The following is a 17,333-nucleotide window of genomic DNA, read 5'->3' as shown; positions in this document are numbered from 1 at the left end:
CCCGCAGCGCGGCCGGGTCGGTCAGGACAGGGCGGAGTTCAGCTCGTCCAGCAGGCGCTGGCCGGCGTCGGCGGGGGTGATCGTGCCGAAGAGCATGTCCTGCCCGGCGCGGGTGAGGATGTCCTCGAACTCGCCGCCGCCCTGCGGGGTGATCTCCGGCGCGGCGCCGAGCTCGGACTCGATCGCGTCGAGGAAGTCCACGGCCTTCTTGCTGGACTCGTCGAGGTCCGGGGTGATCGCCTCGCGCACGTCGAGGTTGCCGGGCACGCCGCGCTCGACGGAGAGGATCTTCCCGGCGTCCGGGGAGTTCACGAGGTAGTCGACGAAGGCGACCGCGGCCGCGGAGTTCGCGGACTTCGCGGAGACGGCCCAGTACATCGACGCCTTGTACCAGAGCTGCGCCTCGGCGGCGGAGCCGGAGGTCGACGGCGGCCGCAGCACCTGCAGCTTCCCGTCGTGCAGGGCGTCGTTGGCGACGACCTGGTTGGACCAGGCGACGGTCATGCCGATCTTGCCGGTGCCGAAGAGCGACTGGTCCATGGCGGCGGTGGAGTCCTCGACCGAGGCATCCGCGCCGGGGCCGGCCTTCGAGTCCTGGATCTTCTTGGCCCACTCGAACCAGCTCGTGGCGGCGGCCGCGTCGAAGCCGGCCTTGCCGTCCTTGTACTGGTCCTGGCCGGCCTGGCGCACCCAGAGCTGGAAGAGGCCCTGCACAGTGCCCATCTGGGTCATGCCGTAGGTGCCGTCCTCGGTGGCCTCGGTGATCTGCGCGGCGGTCTCGATCATCTCGTCCCAGGTCCACGTGGTGTCGTCCGGGACGTCCACCCCGGCGGCCTCGAAGACGTCCGGGTTCACGAGCACGGTGAAGGCGTTCAGGCCCGCGTTGATCGCGGCGAGCCCCACGTCCTTGACCTCGCCCACCTCGACGGAGCCGTCCACGAACTTCGAGGTGTCCAGTCCCGCGCCGGCGAGGTCGAGGAGGGCGCCGCGGCCCGCGTACTCGGCGAGGTACTTCTCGTCCATCTGGACGACGTCGGGGAAGTCGCCGCCGGCGGTCTGGGTGGCGAGCTTGTCCCAGTAGCCGCTCCACTCGCCGGGCTCCGGGGAGATCGTGACGTCGGGCTTCTCCTCCTTGTAGGCGGCGATGACGTTGGTGGTGTTCTCGTTGCGGGTGGGGTTGCCCCACCAGGCGAGGCGGAAGCTGCCGGAGTCGGCGGAGCCGCCGTCGCTGCCGCCGGAGCCTCCGCCGGAGGTGGCGTTCGGGCCGCATGCGGCGAGGCTCGCGAGGCCGGCGAGGCCGGGGACGGCGAGGCCCAGGGTGAGGGCGGTGCGTCGGGTGAGCATCAGATCTCCTTTGATCCTGTGGGCGGGTGCTGCCGGGTGCTGCTCTGCTGCTGGGGGCGACGGTGGGCGGTGGTGGGGCGCCGATCCGCTGCGATCGGTGCACGCCTGTTTCTGAAAGGTTTCATTCGCGTGTTGCAGTGCGCGGGTGATCCATCGACGACGAGGGAGGACCCTGTGGTGCGGCACACATAGGAAAGCGCTAACCGGCGTCGATGTCAATGCCGTCCACGACCCGGCGCCGGATCGACGCCGGGTCGTGACCTCCGCGGCCGACGCCGCCCGTTCACCCCCTCGCCATGCGCGGGCGCTAGCCTCGCCGCGCACGGCCCGGGCGGTGCCGGGCACGGGCAGGGCGGCGAGCACGGAGGGGGAGCCATGGACATCGCCGGATTCGCCATCCACCTCATGGAGCTCCTGGGCGGCCCCGGGATCGCGCTCGTCATCGCCGCCGAGGCCCTCTTCCCGCCGGTCCCCGGCGAGGTGCTGCTCCCCTTCGCCGGCGTGAGCGCCGCGGCCGACGGCCAGCACGTGCTCGTGCCGATCGCGTGGACCACCGCCGGCTCCGTCCTCGGCGGGCTCGGCGTCTACGCCGTGGGCCGCACCCTGGGCCTCGAGCGGACGCGACGGCTCGTGCGGCGGCTCCCGCTGCTCGAGGACAAGGACGTCGACATGGCGGTGCGGTTCTTCGACCGCCACGGCTTCCCCGCCGTCGCCCTCGCCCGCTTCGTGCCGATGGTGCGCACCTTCATCTCGCTCCCCGCCGGCATCGAGCGCATGCCCGTGGCACTGTTCGCCCTGGCCACGGGGCTCGGCTCGGGGATCTGGAACGCCGTCTTCGTCGTCGCCGGATACCTGTTCGGCACCGCGGGCGGCGAGACCCTCGAGGCGTTCGTGCGGGTCTACTCCTCGATCGTGGCCGGCATCGGGATCCTCGCGCTGCTGGGCCTGCTCACCCAGCGCCTGCGCTCGCGCCGCCGCAAGGACGGCCCGCCTACGCTGGAGGGGTGAGCATCCCCGCCGACGGCCACCGTGCCGGGCCCGCGGCGGACGTCGGCCGCTGGTTCTCCACCGCGGCGGCGCCGGCGCCCGCCCGGGCCCTGCCGCGCACGCCCGCCTGGGGCCCCGTGGACGGCGCCGAGTACGGCCGCAGCAGCGGGCCCGACGAGCTCGAGGCGGCGCTCGACCTGCTGCGCGAGGGCCCGGTCGCCGTGCTCACCGGGGCGGGCATGTCCACCGCCTCCGGCCTGCCGGACTACCGCGGCCGCCACGCCGTGCCCCGTTCCCCCATGACCTTCCAGGAGTTCACCGGCTCGGACCTCTCGCGGCGCCGCTACTGGGCGCGCTCCACCGTCGGCTGGACGCAGTTCGGCCGGGCCCGCCCCAACCGCGGCCACCTGCTGCTCGCGCGGCTCGGCGCCGGCCCGCTGCCGCAGAGCGCCGTCATCACCCAGAACGTGGACGGCCTGCACGGCCGCGCCGGCTCCGACCCCGTCATCGACCTGCACGGACGCCTGGACCGGGTGCGCTGCCTCAGCTGCGGCACGCTGAGCTCCCGCTCCGCGCTCCACTCCCGGATGCTCGCCATGAACCCCGAGCTCGCCGCCCGGATCGAGGAGCTCGCGGCGGACGCCGCGCAGGCGCCCGACGGCGACGCCGAGGTGGACCGCACGAGCAGCTTCCGCTACCCGCCGTGCCCGCTGTGCGGCGGGATCCTCAAGCCCGACGTCGTCTTCTTCGGCGAGGCGGCCCGCCCCGAGACCGTGCAGGCGGCCTTCGCGGCGCTCGCGGCCGCGCGGTCCCTGCTGGTGCTCGGCTCGAGCCTCACCGTGCAGTCCGGGCTGCGGTTCGTGCGCGCCGCCCACCGCGCAGGCCAGGGGATCGTCATCCTCAACGACGGCCCCACCCGCGGGGACGGGCTCGCGACGGTGCGCCTGCACGGCCGGATCGAGGACGTGCTGGGCGCCTGGGCGGAGCGGCTCGGGGCCGACGTCGCCCCCTCCGGACCCGCCGTCGGCCCCACCCCCGATCACCACCCCCGACGCAGCACCGAGGAGACCCGAGCGTGAGCACGATCGACCTGAACGCGGACCTCGGCGAGGGCTACGGCGACTGGCGCCTCGGCGACGACGAGTCGCTGCTCGACGTCGTCACCACCGCGAACGTCGCCTGCGGCGGCCACGCCGGGGACCCCACGACCATGCGCGCCGCGCTGAGGGCGGCGGCCGCCCGGGAGGTCGCCGTCACCGCCCACGTGGCCTACCCGGACCTGCAGGGCTTCGGCCGGCGCTTCCTCGACATCGCCCCCGCGGAGCTCACCGACCAGATCCTCGCGCAGACCGGTTCCCTGCAGGCGCTCGCCGCGGCCACCGGCACCCGCGTGCGCGGGGTGAAGCCCCACGGCGCGCTCTACAACGCGATCGCCCACCACGAGGCGCAGGCCGCGGCGGTGGTCACGGCGCTGCAGGAGCTCGGCGGGGAGCTGGCGCTGCTCGCCGCGCCCGGCTCCGCGGTCGCCGCCCTCGCCGCGCGCGCCGGCCTGCCCGTGCTGCTCGAGGGCTTCGCGGACCGCACCTACACCCCCACGGGCACGCTCACCCCGCGCCGCGAGGCGGGCGCCGTGCTCACCACCCCGGAGGAGGTCACCGCCCAGGCGCTCTCCCTCGCCCGCGACGGGCAGGTGCGCACGACGGACGGCACCGTGATCGACCTGCCCGTGCGCACCCTCTGCCTGCACGGGGACACCCCCGGCGCGGTGGCCCTGGCCCGTGCGGTGCGCGAGCGGCTCGAGGCGGAGGGCATGACGATCCGGGCGGCGCTGTGAGCCCCGGGGAGCACCTCCCGCCGCCGCAGGATCTCCGCCCCGCCGGGGAGGCCGCCGTGCTCGCCGTCTACCCGGACATCGCCGCCGTGCTCGGGGCCGCGAGCGCGGTGCGCGCCCTCGCCCCCGCCGCGCTCGCGGACCTCGTCCCCGCCGAGCGCACCCTGCTGCTGCGCGGCACGAGCGGCGCCGACGCCCTCACCCTCGCGGCGCTGCTCGCGCACCTCCCTCCCGCCCCGGCCGAGGACGCCGCCGCGCAGGAGGTCGAGATCCCCGTGGTCTACGACGGGGAGGACCTCGCCGAGACCGCCGCGCTGCTGGGAATCGAGGTCCCCGCCCTGGTCACGGCGCACACGGGGACCGTGTGGACGGCGGCGTTCGGGGGCTTCGCGCCCGGCTTCTCCTACCTCGTGCCGGAGGCGGAGGGCGAGGGCCCGCGCTGGCAGGTGCCGCGCCGCTCCTCCCCGCGCACGGCCGTCCCGCCCGGCTCGGTCGCGCTCGCGGCCGGCTACTGCGGCGTCTACCCGCGCTCCTCCCCCGGCGGCTGGCAGCTCGTGGGCCGCACCGACGTGACGCTCTTCGACCCCGAGCGCACCCCGCCCGCCCTGCTCGCCCCCGGCACGCGCGTGCGCTTCCGGGCCCGGCGCGACCGCGTCCTCACGGGATCGGCGGCAGGTCCGACGGCGGCGCCGGCAGGTGCGCGCCCCCGCGGCCTCGCCGGCACCCCGGTGGGTGCGGCGGCGACGAGCGGCGCCGCCACCGCGCTCGAGCTCGCCCGGCGGGAGGCGGCCGCCGCCCGCGAGCGCCTCGCCGCCCTCCGCGCCGCTCCGCGGAGACCGGAGGCGGGCGACCCCGGGGGCCGGGACGCGACCGGACGGGAGGCCGCGCGCGGGTCCTCTGCGCGCTCCGCCGGTGTGCGTCCGGGCGCGGCCGGCCCGTCGCTCGAGGTGCTCGCGCCCGGGCCGCTGCTGCTCGTCGAGGACGCAGGACGACCCGGCCGCGCCTCGATCGGCGTGAGCAGCTCCGGGGCCTTCGACCGGGGAGCGCTCGTCACCGCGAACCTCGCCGTCGGCAACCCTCCGCACGCCGCGGCGCTCGAAGGACTGCTGGGGCCGCACCGGCTGCGGGCGTCCGCCCCGCTCGTGATCGCCCTCGCGGGGGCGCCGGCACCGGTGACGATCCTGCGCGGCGACCCGGACGAGGAGGACCAGGAAGTCCCGGCCTACGCGTCCGACGGCCGGGCTCTCGCCCTGGACGCGGGGGACGAGCTCACGATCGGGCCCGCCGGCTCGGGCCTGCGGATCGTGCTCGCCGTGCGCGGCGGGATCACCGGGGTGGTCGGCGCCGGGGACGGTGAGGCACAGGGGCCCGTGCTCCGCTCCCTCTCCCGGGACACGCTCTCCGGGCTCGGACCGGCGCCGCTCGGCGCGGGCGATCAGCTGAGGATCGGCCCCGAGCGCGGCCTCGACGCCGTGCCGGCGCCCGGCCCGGGACCCATCGCCCGACCCGAGTCCGGGCCCGACGCCGGCTCCGCCGTCGGCCCCGCGTCCGGGACCGAGCACGATGACGACATCGACGACGACCCCGCTGCCGGCTCCGGCCCTGCGCCCCGACCGCCGCTCGAGGTGCCCGTCGTCCTCGGCCCGCGGGACGCGCTGCTCGGCGAGGCCGCCGTGAGGGCGCTGCGCACCACGACCTGGACGGTGCGCAGCGACTCCGACCGGGTGGGCGTGCGCCTGGACGGGCCCGCGCTGCCCGTCCCCGAGGGCGCCGCGACCCTGCCCAGCGAGGCGATGCTCCCGGGCGCCGTGCAGGTCCCGCCCTCGGGCCTGCCCGTCGTGTTCGGGCCGGACCATCCCACGACCGGCGGCTACCCCGTGATCGGTGTGGTCACCCGGGCCGGGCTCGACCAGCTCGCCCAGGCCGCGCCGGGCACGCGGCTGCGCCTCGTCGCGGTGGAGCCGCTCAGGGCGCGAAGCCGTTGATCCGGGCGCGCGCCTCGTCCCGGGAGGCGCCCACCCCGCGCTCGGGCAGCGCCGCGCCGGGCAGCGCCTCCGCGAAGGGCACGCCGACGCCCACCATGCCCCGGTGCATCACGGCCAGCAGGTCCTCCGGCCGGCCGCGGTAGGCGAAGGCCCACAGCTTCCCGCCGCGCACCGTGTCCGGCGGGGAGTCGAACATCGACGCGAGCGCACCGCTGCGACGGCGCACGGCCTTCGCAGGCGGGCCGTCGAACAGCAGCCCGCGGCGCGACTGCGGGAAGTAGAACAGGGTCGAGCCGAACTCGCGGCCCGAGACCTTCGAGAAGCGGCCGACGTCGCTCACGCACGTGACCCCGCGCGGCTCGATCGCCCCGTACGGGATCACCGACGGGGACAACAGCGGGAAGAAGCGGCCGATGACGACGCCTCCCTCGCACAGCACCAGCCGCACGTCCGTCAGCAGCCACCACAGCACCAGCCCCACGAGCAGCGGGATCGCTGCGCCCCACGCCTTCGTCAGTACGTCGAGGTTCTGGTTCACCCCCACCGAGACGAGGATGACCAGCGCCATCGCGATCCACAGCAGGTGCCACCACAGCGGGAAGGACTGCCGGTAGGTGCGCAGGGGACGACCCAGACCGTGACGGCGGGCCAGTCGGGCGGCCTTCCCCATCCTTCTCCTCCCGTCCACCCGCAGCGCCCCCGCGGATCCTGCGTCGCACCCTACGGGAGGCGTCGCCGCCGGACGGCCGGGAGAACTCCCCGCCCGGGTGACACGATGGGCGCATGCCGCGACTGCTGCCCGATCCCGCCTACTTCGCGACCCTGCCCAAGGTCATCACCTCCGCCGCGGTGATCCTGCGCGACGAGCACGGTCGCTTCGTCATCGAGAAGCCGAACTACCGCGACCACTGGCTGCTGCCCGGCGGCGGCGTCGACCCGGGCGAGGACCCGCGCGGCTGCGCCCGCCGCGAGGTGCAGGAGGAGCTGGGCCTCGACGTCGAGATCGGCCGCCTTCTCGCCCTGAACTGGGTGCCCTCGCGCGCCGCCGCGGGCGCCCCGATGGGCGTGCACTTCGTGTTCGACGCCGGGGTGATGCCCGCAGCGGAGCTCGAGGCGCGGATCGTCCCCCAGGAGGCGGAGCTCGACGGCTGGCGCCTCGTCGAGGAGTCCGAGGCGCACCTGCTCTCCCCGTGGGGTGCCGCCCGCGCTGAGCGCGCCCTCGCCGTGCTGCGCGGCGAGGCGGAGGTGGACCTCCTCTCCCCGCCCGTCGGCTGAGCCGCCCCCCGCAGCCTCACTGTGGCCGGGGTGCGCGCGGAGCGCGGTGATGCGGGATCATGGCTTCCGGCCTGCCCCTCCCCTCCTCCGGAGCCGATGATGTCCCCGACCTCCGCCGCCTCGAGCGCCGCGCCCCTCACCCGGGCCGAGCGCCTCGACCGTCTCCCCTTCACCCGCCGTCACGGCCGCCTGCTCGGCGCATCCGGCATCGGCTGGGCGCTCGACGCGATGGACGTCGGCCTCGTGTCCTTCGTCATCGCCGCGCTCACCGTGCACTGGGGCATCGACAAGGCCGACGGCTCGCTCATCGCCTCCGCCGGCTTCGCGGGCATGGCGATCGGCGCGACCGTCGGCGGGCTGCTCGCGGACAGGATCGGCCGGCGCAGCGTCTTCGCGCTCACCCTGCTGGTCTACGGCCTCGCGACCGGGGCCTCCGCCCTCGCCGGCGGCCTCGCCGTGCTCATCGCCCTGCGCTTCGTGGTGGGCCTGGGCCTCGGCGCGGAGCTGCCGGTCGCCTCGACCCTCGTCTCCGAGTTCGCTCCCCGCCGGATCCGCGGCCGCGTGATCGTGTGGCTCGAGGCGTTCTGGGCGATCGGCTGGATCCTCGCCGCGCTCATCGGCACGCTCGTCGCGGCGAGCGGCCCCTCCGGCTGGCGCTGGGCGCTCGCGATCGGCATGGTCCCGGCGCTCTACTCGCTCGTGATCCGCGTGGGCATGCCCGAGTCGGTGCGCTTCCTCGAGAGCCGCGGCCGGCATGCGGAGGCGGAGCAGGTGGTGCGGCAGTTCGAGGAGTCCGCCGGGTTCACGGACGCCGACCTCCCCACCGAGGAGGACACCTGGAGCGCGGGTGCGGAGGCCCCCGCCCCGCCGCACGAGAGCATCTGGAGCCGCGGCCTGCGCGGGCGCACCGCCGCGCTGTGGACGGTGTGGTTCTGCATCAACCTCTCCTACTACGGCGCCTTCATCTGGATCCCGACGCTGCTGGTGGAGCGCGGCTTCGACCTCACGAAGTCCTTCACGTTCACGCTGATCATCACGCTCGCGCAGATCCCCGGCTATGCGGTCTCCGCCTGGCTCATCGAGCGCCTGGGCCGCCGCTGGACGCTGACGATCTTCCTCGCGGGCTCCGCGATCGCGGCGGTCGCCTACGGCTCGGCCGGGTCCGAGGCGGCGATCATCGTCGCGGGCTGCCTGCTGAGCTTCTTCAACCTGGGCGCCTGGGGCGCCCTGTACGCGATCGGCCCGGAGCTCTACCCCACCGCGGTGCGCGGCACGGGGACGGGCGCCGCCGCCGGGTTCGGCCGGATCGCCTCGCTCGTGGCGCCCTTCCTGGTCCCCGTGCTCGTGGTCGCCGGGAGCACGGTGCTCGCCTTCGCGGTGTTCGCGGCGGCCTTCGGCGTCGCGGCGCTCGCGGCCTTCACGCTGCCCGAGCAGCGGGGGGTCGCCCTCGAGGACTGATGACCCGGCGCGGGGCGCGGAGCGGAGCGCGGCGCGGCCCACCCCGGTCGGGACCGGCACGGCCCGGCACGGCACGGCCCGGCACGGCACGGCACGGCACGGCACGGCACGAACTATTGGCGCGGCACAGACGATTGGCACCTCAGGGAGCATGTCGCGCAGGACATTCTCCCTGAGGTGCCATTTCTTTCGCGCGTCCCGGGGCGGCGCCCGGTTCAGCGGCGCCGCAGAGTTCCCGGACCCGCGCCGCAGGCTCCCCGGCTCAGCGGCGGAAGCGGCGCCGGAGGATGCCGACGATGCCGCCACGCTCCTTGAGGCTCGCGCGTCGGCCGCGCTCGGCACCCGAGGCCGGCGACGACGGACGCCCGACGGCCGGCGTGCCCGTCGCGGGCGTCGCCGCCCGTCGGCCATGGGCAGCACCCGCCGCAGGGGCTGATCCCGCCGCGGCGGACCCGGTCGAGCCGTTCCCTGCCGCAGCAGTGCCGGTCGAGGCAGTTCCGGTCGTGCCCGTCGAGGTCGTGCCCGTCGAGGCCGTGCCGCTCGAGGCGGGGGCCGGGGCGGTCGGCGCCGCGGCGACGTCCTCGCCCGTCGTCGCGCTCTCGCTGCGGTGGCGCTCACGGCGCTCGGCGTCGGCCGCGTCGCGCTGTGCCCGCTGCTCCGTCTCCTGGGCCTCGCGGCGCAGGCGGCGACGCTCCCCCGGGCCCTCCACCATGCGGTAGAGCACGGGGACGATCACCAGGGTCAGCAGGGTCGAGGAGACGAGGCCGCCGATCACGACCACCGCGAGCGGCTGGGCGATGAAGCCGCCGTTGCCGGTGAGGCCCAGGCCCATCGGGATGAGCGCGAAGATCGTCGCGGCGGCGGTCATGAGGATCGGCCGCAGTCGCTTCGAGGCGCCCAGGTGCAGCGCCTCGTCCAGCGCCATGCCGTCACGCCGGTACTGGTTGACGAGGTCGATGAGCACGATCGCGTTCGTGACGACGATGCCCACGAGCATGAGCAGGCCGATCATCGAGGGCAGGCCCAGCGGCACGCCCGTGATGACGAGCAGGCCGAACGCGCCCACCGCGGCGAAGGGGATCGAGACGAGCAGCACGAGCGGCTGGATGAGGGACTTGAAGATCCACACCAGCAGCACGTACACGAGCAGGATCGCGGCGGCCATCGCGAGGCCCAGCTGCCCGAAGGTCTCGTTGATGTCCGCGGAGGTGCCGCCCAGGGTGGCCTCCGTGCCCTCGGGCAGGTCCGCCGCGTCGATCGCGGCGTTCGCGGCCTCGGAGACGGTGCCGACGTCGTCCCCGGCGGGGGTCAGCGCGATCGTCACGGTCTCCACGCCGTCCTTGGTGGAGATCGACGGCCGGGAGTTCTGCTCGGAGACCTCGGCGACGTCCGTGAGCGGCAGGCCCGGGGCGAGCTCGAGGTCCTTCAGCTGGGTGAGGGTGTCGACCTTCTCCCCCTGCTCGACGTAGATGTCGAGGTCGGAGTCGTCCAGGGCGATGGTGCCGATCGAGCCCGGGTAGAGCTGCGCGGCGACCATGCCGATCACGGCGTTCTCGGTGAGGCCCTTCTCCGCGGCGGCCGTGCGGTCCACGGTGACGACCGCGGTGGGCTCGTCGCCCTCGAGGTCGCTCGTGACGTCGGTGACGCCGGAGGGCAGCGGGTCGAGCTCGGCGAGGATCGCGTCGTTCGCGCTCTTGCGGTCCTCGGCGGTGGGCCCGGTGATCTCGATGTCCACGGTCGAGGAGCCGGTCGCGGAGCCGACGTCGGAGGACTCGACCTCACCCGCATCGGGCAGGTCCTTCAGCGTGTCCACGAGCTTCTCGGTGAGGGCCTGCTGGTCCTCGACGTCGGTCGCCGTGGTGATCGAGTAGCTGATCGTGTTCTCGCCGCCCGCGCCGCCGCCGAGGCCGGCCTGCGCGCCGCCCCCGCCGATGGTGGTCTGGACGGTCTCGACGCCGTCGACGTCCATGAGCGCCTTCTCGGCGTCCGTGGCCTTGTCCGAGGACTGCTCGAGGCTCGTGCCGGCGGGGAGGGTCTGCGTGATCGAGGCGATGTTCTGCCCCGTGTCGCCGAGGAAGTTGACCGTCATCAGCGGGATGAGGAAGCCGGAGCCGATCAGCACGAGGATCGCGACGGCCACGGTGCCCAGGCGCCGCGGCAGCGAGTCGAGGGTGAGGTGGAGGATCGGCGCGTAGAGGCGGTGCAGCCAGCCCTTCTCCTCCTTCGCCTCGGCGTCCTCGCGGACCTTCGCCTGCTGGGAGGGGTCGTCGGGATCGGTGATCGCGGCGGCCGCCTTGGGCGCCCGCAGGAACCAGTAGGCGAGCACCGGGACGATCGTCAGCGACACCAGCAGCGAGGAGAGCATCGCGATCGCGACGGTCAGCGCGAAGGGTCGGAACAGCTCCCCGGCCATGCCGGCGACGAGCGCGATCGGCAGGTAGACGACGACCGTGGCGAGCGTCGAGGCGGTCACCGCGCCCGCGACCTCCCGCACGCCGTCGAGGATCGCCCGGCGTCGCGGCTTGCCGTAGGAGAGGTGACGGGTGATGTTCTCGATGACGACGATCGAGTCGTCGACGACGCGGCCGATGGAGATCGTGAGCGCCGCGAGGGTCAGCATGTTCAGCGTGTAGCCGGAGACCAGCATGCCGATGAACGCGATGAGCAGCGACGTCGGGATCGAGATCGCGGTGACGACCGTCGGCCGCACGCGGCGCAGGAACAGCAGGATCACGCCGATGGCCATGAGCAGGCCCAGCGCGCCCTCCTCCGCGAGCGCGACGATCGACTCCTGGATGAACGGCGCCTGGTCGAAGACGACGTCGCTCTTCGCGCTGCCGCCCACGCCGGGGAGGAGGTCCGCCATCGTGTCCTCGACGTCCTGGGAGACGTCGACGACGTTGCCGTCGGCGGTTGCGGTGACCATGAGGACGAGCGACTCGCGGCCGTCGGTGCGGGAGATCGAGGTGGCGTCCTGGGTGGTGCGCTCGACCTTCGCGACGTCGCCGAGGGTCGTGACCTCGGGGGTCTGGCCGAGGGTCTGCGCGGTCGCGTCGGAGGACTCGGCGGGCATGAGCACCATCGACTCGAGGTCCTTCAGGGAGCTCATGGACTTGCCGAGCACCACGTCGAGGCTGCGGTCGGAGTCGGTGACGGTGCCGCCGGGGGCGGAGAGGCCGTTGTCGTCCAGGGCGGTCTTGATGTCGTTGTCGGTGAGGCCCTTGGCGGTGAGCTCGTCCTCGTCCGGGGTGATGCGCACGATCTCCTCGGGGGCGCCGATCACGGCGACGGAGGAGACGCCGTCCACGCGCTCGAGCTCCTTGACGACCTGGGAGTCGAGGCGGTCGGCGAGCTCAGAGGGGTCGAGGTCCGAGGAGACGGAGAGGACCACGGCGGGGATGTCGCCGGAGCCGCCGGCGATGACCTGCGGGTCCGTGCCGTCGGGCAGCTGGTCCTCGATGCGGGTGAGCGCGGCGTCGACCTGGTTCGCGGAGCGGGAGACGTCCGTGCCGTAGGTGAGCTCGAGGGTGACCATCGAGGTGTTCGCCTGCGAGGTCGAGGAGGTCGACTCGACGTTCTCGATGCCGCTCACGGCCTGCTCGATCGGGGAGGAGATCCGCTCCTCGATCTGCTCCGAGGTGGAGCCCTGGGAGGTCGTGACGATCTGGATCTGCGGCAGCGAGACCGAGGGGATGAGCTCCTGGCGCATCGTCGACATGGAGAACACGCCGATGATCGAGACGGCGATGCACACGAGCGCGATGAAGGCCCGGTTGTTCAGGCTGAGGTGGGCGAGACGATGCATGGCACTCCCTGGGACTGCGGCCGACGGCGGCGACGCGACCGCACGGCCGCGACCGGGGGTCACGGCTCCGGAGGCCCCCGCCGGGTACTGTTCCACAGCCCGATGCGCCGCTGTATCCGACGTCGGTAGGGGGTTCGGTCACGATCCGCTGTGACGTTCCGGGGAGCCGCCACAATGGACGGGTGGCGCCACCTTCCTCACCCTCCTCCCCCGCTTCCCCGTCCCCCTCGCCGGGCGACCCCCGCGCCGCGCGCCGCGCGGTGGACCGCGACATCCTGCGCCTGGCCGTGCCGAGCCTCGGCGCGCTCGTCGCCGAGCCGCTGTTCGTCATGGCGGACTCCGCGTTCGTCGCCCGGGTCTCGACGACCGCGCTCGCCGGCCTCAGCATCGCCTCGACGGTGCTCATGACGGTCGTGGGGCTGTCGATCTTCCTCGCCTACTCGACGACGGCCGCCGTGGCCCGCGCGATCGGGGCGGGCCGTCGTCGGGAGGCGATCTCCCGCGGGGTGGACGCCTCCTGGCTCGCCCTGCTCATCGGGACGGTGTGCGCGCTCCTGCTCGCCGTGATCGGTCCATGGCTGCTGGCCCTGTTCGGCGCGAGCCCCGAGGTGACGGCGCAGGCGGTGATCTACCTGCGGATCTCCGCCTTCGGCCTGCCGGCGATGCTCGCTGTGCAGGCGACGACGGGCCTGGTGCGGGGCATGCAGGACGCCCGACTGCCGCTCGTCGTCGCCGTGGGCGGCGCGATCCTCAACGTGCCGCTGAACGCGCTGCTGATCCTCGGCCTGCAGCTGGGGATCGCGGGCAGCGCGATCGGCACGATCATCGCGCAGTGGCTCATGGCGCTCGTGCTGCTCGCGGCCGTGCGTCGCTACGCGCGGGGCGCGGGGGTGAGCCTGCGGCCGGACCTCCACGGGGTGATGAGCACGGGCCGGGAGTCGGTGCCGATGCTCGTGCGCACCCTCAGCCTGCGCGTGGTGACGATCGTGACGGTCGTCGTCGCGGCGCGGCTGGGCGACGTGCAGCTCGCCGCCCACCAGCTCGCGACCACGGTGTTCATGCTGCTCTCCCTCGCGCTGGACGCCCTCGCCATCGCAGGGCAGGCGCTCACCGGGCGCTACCTCGGTGCGGCGGACACGACGACCGTGCATGCGGTGACCCGCCGGCTGACCCGCTGGGGCGTGGGCGGCGGGGTCGTGGTGGGGCTCGTGCTGCTCGCGGCGAGCTACGCGGTGCCCGGGGTGTTCAGCCCGGACCCGCTCGTGCAGGAGAACCTGCGGGCGGCGCTGTGGGTGCTCGTGGTCGCCCAGCCGATCGCCGGGTACGTGTTCGTGCTCGACGGGATCCTCATGGGCGCCGGGGACGCCCCGTACCTCGCGCGGGCGGGGATCGTCGCGGCGGCCGCGGTGATGCCGGGCGCGATCGCGGTGGGCGTCGTCGCCCCGGCCGGGCCGCTCGGCACGGCGCTGCTGTGGGTCGCGACGAACCTGCTGTACATGATCGCGCGCGCGATCACGCTGGGCCTGCGCACGCGCGGCGACGCCTGGATGCGCACGGGGGCCTGAGCGCACGGCTCCCCACGAGCGGGCCGAGGGATGGACGGCGGGGACCGGCACCCCGCCAACAAAGTAAGGTCACCCTCACCTATTAAGCGAAGCATGACTTTGCGTTCACCGCTCCTCGGAGGCCCCCGCCGTGCACCTGCCCCGCCGCACCCTGCTCTCGACCGTCCCCGCCGCCGGAGCGCTGCTCGCGCTCAGCGCCTGCGGGGGCGGCTCCGCCGACATCGCCGCGGAGGCCGCCGGGGCCTCCGACGCCGGCGGAGCGGGGACGAGCGGCGCGGGCTCCCCGAGCGGAGCGCCGTCGGACCTCCCCGAGGGCTGGACCTGGGTCGAGGGCACCGACGTCCCCACCACCGCCGCGACCCCGACGCTCCCCGTCACCCTCACCGACGGCACGGGCACCGAGGTCACCGTCGAGGACGTGTCCCGCACCATCGTGGGCGGCGAGGACGTGGCGGACATGCTCGCCGCCATGGGCCTCCAGGACGACGTCCACGCCGCCCCCACCGGCTCCGTCGCCGCCGCCGCGCTCGCCGCCCCCGAGCAGTTCGAGTTCAGCCGGTCCACCGGCACCGAGGGCCTGCTCGCCGTCGACGGCACCTTCTTCCTCGGCAACAACACCAAGCGCCACGGGGACGTCGCCGCCCAGTTCCGGGCGGCCGGGATCTCCGCCGCCGTCATCGACGACCAGCAGAGCGTCGCCGACAAGATCCGCGCGGTCGCCGCCCTCATCGGCGACCCCGACGCGGGCGAGGAGCTCGCGGTCGCCGTCGAGGACCAGCTCGCCCGCGCCGCCGCGGCCAGCGGCGACGCCGTCGCCGCACTCCGCGTGCTCGTCGTGACCTCCTCCGGCGCCGGCGGCGCGAACGCCGTGGTCGGCACCGGCACCGCCGCGGCGGACATCATCGAGGCGATCGGCGCCGTGAACTGCGGCGTCGAGGCGGGCCTGCGCGGCTACTCCGTCGAGTACAGCGACGAGGGCCTGCTGGACCTCGCCCCGGACGTCGTCGTCACCGGCACCGGCGACCTCGAGGAATGGGGAGGCCTCGAGGGCTTCCTCACCGCCTTCCCCACCCTCGCCCAGACCCCCGCCGGGCAGTCCTCGCACTTCCTGCTCATGCCCAGCGAGCAGATCAAGGTCTCCGGCACCGCCGTCGGCGCCGGGGCGCTCGCCCTCGCCACGGCACTCGCCGAGCTCCCCGCCGCGTGACCCGCGCCCGCACGGAGCGGACCCGCCGCATCCCCCCGTCCCTCGCCCTGCCCGTCGGCGGGGCGGCACTCCTGCTCGCCGTCGTCGTGGGCATCGGCACCGGCCCCATCGGCCTTGACCCGCGCACGGTGCTCGCCGTGCTCGGCCACGAGCTGCTCGGGATCGGCGCGGGCCGCGACGCCCTCGAGACCACCGTCGTCATGCAGCTGCGGCTCCCGCGGGTGCTGTTCGGCGTGCTCACCGGGGCGGCGCTCGCCGTCTCCGGGGCGAGCCTGCAGAGCCTCTTCCGCAACCCCCTCGCCGATCCGGGCATCATCGGTGTGAGCGCCGGCGCCACCACCGGCGCGGTCGCCGCGATCGTGCTGCTGCCGCCGCTGACCAGCGCCCTGCTCGCCTGGGCGCTGCCCGCGGCGGCCATGGCCGGCGGCTTCCTCGCGACCGGGCTCATCTACCTCCTGGCCCGCCCCGCCGCCGGCGGCGGCACCTCGCGGCTGCTGCTCGTCGGCATCGCGATCGGCTCCGCCTTCGCCGCCGTCACCGGCTTCCTCACCTTCGCGGCCGACGACGACGAGCTCGAGACCGTCGTGTTCTGGCAGATGGGATCCCTCGGCTCGATCGACGCCCTCCGCCTCGCCCTCGCGACCGGACCCGTGCTCGCCGGCATCGTCGTGCTCGTGCTGCTGTCCCGGCGCCTGGACCTGCTCACCCTCGGCGAGCGCCAGGCCCGCCACCTGGGCCTCGACGTGAACGCCACCCGGCGCCTGGTCATCGTCATCACCGCGGTGCTCACCGGGGCGAGCGTCGCCTTCGCGGGGACCATCGGGTTCATCGGCCTGGTCGTCCCCCACATCGTGCGGCTGCTGTGCGGGCCCGGCCACCGCGCCCTGCTGCCCGTGAGCGCGGTGCTCGGCGCGCTCCTGATCGTCGTCGCGGACACCCTCGCGAGGATCGTCGCCCCGCCCGCGGAGGTCCCCATCGGCCTGTTCACCGCCGCGATCGGCGCCCCCTTCTTCCTCCTGCTCGTGCTGCGCTCCCGGGCGGTGCACGGATGAGCGGGGACGCGGTCGTCGTCGAGGGGGTCAGCTTCTCGATCGGCCCGGCGCGGCTCCTGGACGGCGTCACCCTCACCGCCCGCCGGGGCGAGCTGCTCGCCCTCGTGGGCCCCAACGGCGCCGGGAAGTCGACGATGCTGGGCCTGCTCGCCGGGGACATGGCACCGGCGAGCGGCCGGATCACCCTGAGCGGCCTCACCCCGCACCAGGCGCCGCCGCGACAGCTCGCCCGCCTGCGATCGGTCATGACGCAGCAGCACCAGCAGGCGTTCTCCTTCACCGTGCAGGAGCTCGTGGAGATGGGCCGCGCACCGCATGAGGCCTCCGAGGTGGACGACACGATCGTCGGGACGGCCCTCGCGGACGCCGAGGTCGCGCATCTCGCCGGCCGCGACGTCACGACCCTCTCCGGCGGGGAGCTCGCCCGCGCGGTCCTCGCCCGCACCCTCGCCCAGGACGCGCCGATCGTGCTGCTCGACGAGCCGACGGCCGCCCTGGACCTCCGCCACCAGGAGAGCGTGCTGCGCCGCGCCGCCGGGCTCGCCCGGGAGGGCCGATGCGTGCTCGCGGTGCTCCACGACCTCTCCCTCGCCGCGCGCTTCTGCGACCGGGTCGCCATGTTCGACGCCGGGCGCCTCGCCGCGCTCGGCACGCCGGAGGAGGTGCTCACGGCGGAGCGGATCGCGGAGGTCTACGGGCAGCAGGTCGCCGTGCTCGCCCATCCCGTCACCGGGCGGCCGCTGATCGTCCCGGTCTAGTCCTCCCGTCTCGCCCCCGTCACCGACCCGTTCTGTCCCGACCCTCCCGCCCGCGACGAAGGAGCA

Annotated in this window: 13 protein-coding genes; 10 read left to right on the top strand and 3 right to left on the bottom strand. The window is 74.7% G+C overall.

Annotated elements, in window-relative coordinates:
- Nucleotides 1–21: 21 nt before the first annotated feature.
- Nucleotides 22–1,344, bottom strand: a complete 1,323-nt coding sequence (locus NLU66_RS04565) for an ABC transporter substrate-binding protein (protein WP_259361759.1) — start codon at nt 1,342–1,344, stop codon at nt 22–24.
- A gap of 375 nt (nt 1,345–1,719) precedes the next feature.
- On the opposite strand from NLU66_RS04565, the gene NLU66_RS04560 reads away from it, so the two are divergent.
- Genes NLU66_RS04560 through NLU66_RS04545 form a run of 4 tightly spaced genes read left to right on the top strand, consistent with a single transcriptional unit; the run spans nt 1,720 to nt 6,147 of the window.
- Complete coding sequence (locus tag NLU66_RS04560) at nt 1,720–2,352, top strand: DedA family protein (protein ID WP_259361758.1); 633 nt, start codon at nt 1,720–1,722, stop codon at nt 2,350–2,352.
- Entirely contained in the window at nt 2,349–3,410 is a 1,062-nt protein-coding gene (locus NLU66_RS04555; protein WP_259361757.1) for a Sir2 family NAD-dependent protein deacetylase, read from the top strand. Before NLU66_RS04560 ends, NLU66_RS04555 begins: the two co-directional genes overlap by 4 nt.
- Nucleotides 3,407–4,165, top strand: coding sequence for a LamB/YcsF family protein (locus NLU66_RS04550; protein WP_259361756.1), 759 nt, complete (start codon nt 3,407–3,409; stop codon nt 4,163–4,165). The genes NLU66_RS04555 and NLU66_RS04550 overlap by 4 nt, the downstream gene beginning before the upstream one ends.
- Nucleotides 4,162–6,147, top strand: coding sequence for an urea amidolyase family protein (locus NLU66_RS04545; RefSeq protein WP_259361755.1), 1,986 nt, complete (start codon nt 4,162–4,164; stop codon nt 6,145–6,147). The genes NLU66_RS04550 and NLU66_RS04545 overlap by 4 nt, the downstream gene beginning before the upstream one ends.
- On the opposite strand, the gene NLU66_RS04540 is transcribed toward NLU66_RS04545, so the two are convergent.
- Nucleotides 6,128–6,817 carry a hypothetical protein gene (locus NLU66_RS04540; RefSeq protein WP_259361754.1) on the bottom strand — a complete coding sequence of 230 codons (690 nt, stop codon included), beginning with the start codon at nt 6,815–6,817 and terminating at the stop codon, nt 6,128–6,130. The genes NLU66_RS04545 and NLU66_RS04540 overlap by 20 nt on opposite strands.
- Nucleotides 6,818–6,930: 113 nt before the next feature.
- Here NLU66_RS04540 and NLU66_RS04535 point away from each other — a divergent pair, with 113 nt between their 5' ends.
- Both NLU66_RS04535 and NLU66_RS04530 read left to right on the top strand, forming a co-directional pair.
- Nucleotides 6,931–7,422 carry an NUDIX domain-containing protein gene (locus NLU66_RS04535; protein WP_259361753.1) on the top strand — a complete coding sequence of 164 codons (492 nt, stop codon included), beginning with the start codon at nt 6,931–6,933 and terminating at the stop codon, nt 7,420–7,422.
- 96 nt (nt 7,423–7,518) lie between these two features.
- Complete coding sequence (locus NLU66_RS04530; protein WP_416232182.1) at nt 7,519–8,880, top strand: MFS transporter; 1,362 nt, start codon at nt 7,519–7,521, stop codon at nt 8,878–8,880.
- Nucleotides 8,881–9,142: 262 nt separating this feature from the next.
- Here the strand turns inward: NLU66_RS04530 and NLU66_RS04525 are convergent, their stop codons facing one another.
- Nucleotides 9,143–12,685 carry an efflux RND transporter permease subunit gene (locus NLU66_RS04525; RefSeq protein WP_259361751.1) on the bottom strand — a complete coding sequence of 1,181 codons (3,543 nt, stop codon included), beginning with the start codon at nt 12,683–12,685 and terminating at the stop codon, nt 9,143–9,145.
- Between the two features lie 182 nt (nt 12,686–12,867).
- Here NLU66_RS04525 and NLU66_RS04520 point away from each other — a divergent pair, with 182 nt between their 5' ends.
- The 4 genes from NLU66_RS04520 to NLU66_RS04505 all read left to right on the top strand — a co-directional run bounded on the left by NLU66_RS04520 (nt 12,868) and on the right by NLU66_RS04505 (nt 17,267).
- Nucleotides 12,868–14,250 carry an MATE family efflux transporter gene (locus NLU66_RS04520; RefSeq protein WP_323374444.1) on the top strand — a complete coding sequence of 461 codons (1,383 nt, stop codon included), beginning with the start codon at nt 12,868–12,870 and terminating at the stop codon, nt 14,248–14,250.
- A gap of 130 nt (nt 14,251–14,380) precedes the next feature.
- Nucleotides 14,381–15,457, top strand: a complete 1,077-nt coding sequence (locus NLU66_RS04515) for an ABC transporter substrate-binding protein (RefSeq protein ID WP_259361750.1) — start codon at nt 14,381–14,383, stop codon at nt 15,455–15,457.
- Complete coding sequence (locus tag NLU66_RS04510; RefSeq protein ID WP_259361749.1) at nt 15,454–16,509, top strand: FecCD family ABC transporter permease; 1,056 nt, start codon at nt 15,454–15,456, stop codon at nt 16,507–16,509. The genes NLU66_RS04515 and NLU66_RS04510 overlap by 4 nt, the downstream gene beginning before the upstream one ends.
- Entirely contained in the window at nt 16,506–17,267 is a 762-nt protein-coding gene (locus tag NLU66_RS04505; protein ID WP_259361748.1) for a heme ABC transporter ATP-binding protein, read from the top strand. Before NLU66_RS04510 ends, NLU66_RS04505 begins: the two co-directional genes overlap by 4 nt.
- The last annotated feature ends 66 nt before the right edge of the window (nt 17,268–17,333 follow it).

Source organism: Brachybacterium sp. NBEC-018, from assembly GCF_024860185.1.
Taxonomy (GTDB): domain Bacteria; phylum Actinomycetota; class Actinomycetes; order Actinomycetales; family Dermabacteraceae; genus Brachybacterium; species Brachybacterium rhamnosum.
Note: the sequence above shows the minus strand (reverse complement) of the source record. Positions and strands in the feature narration are given on the sequence as shown.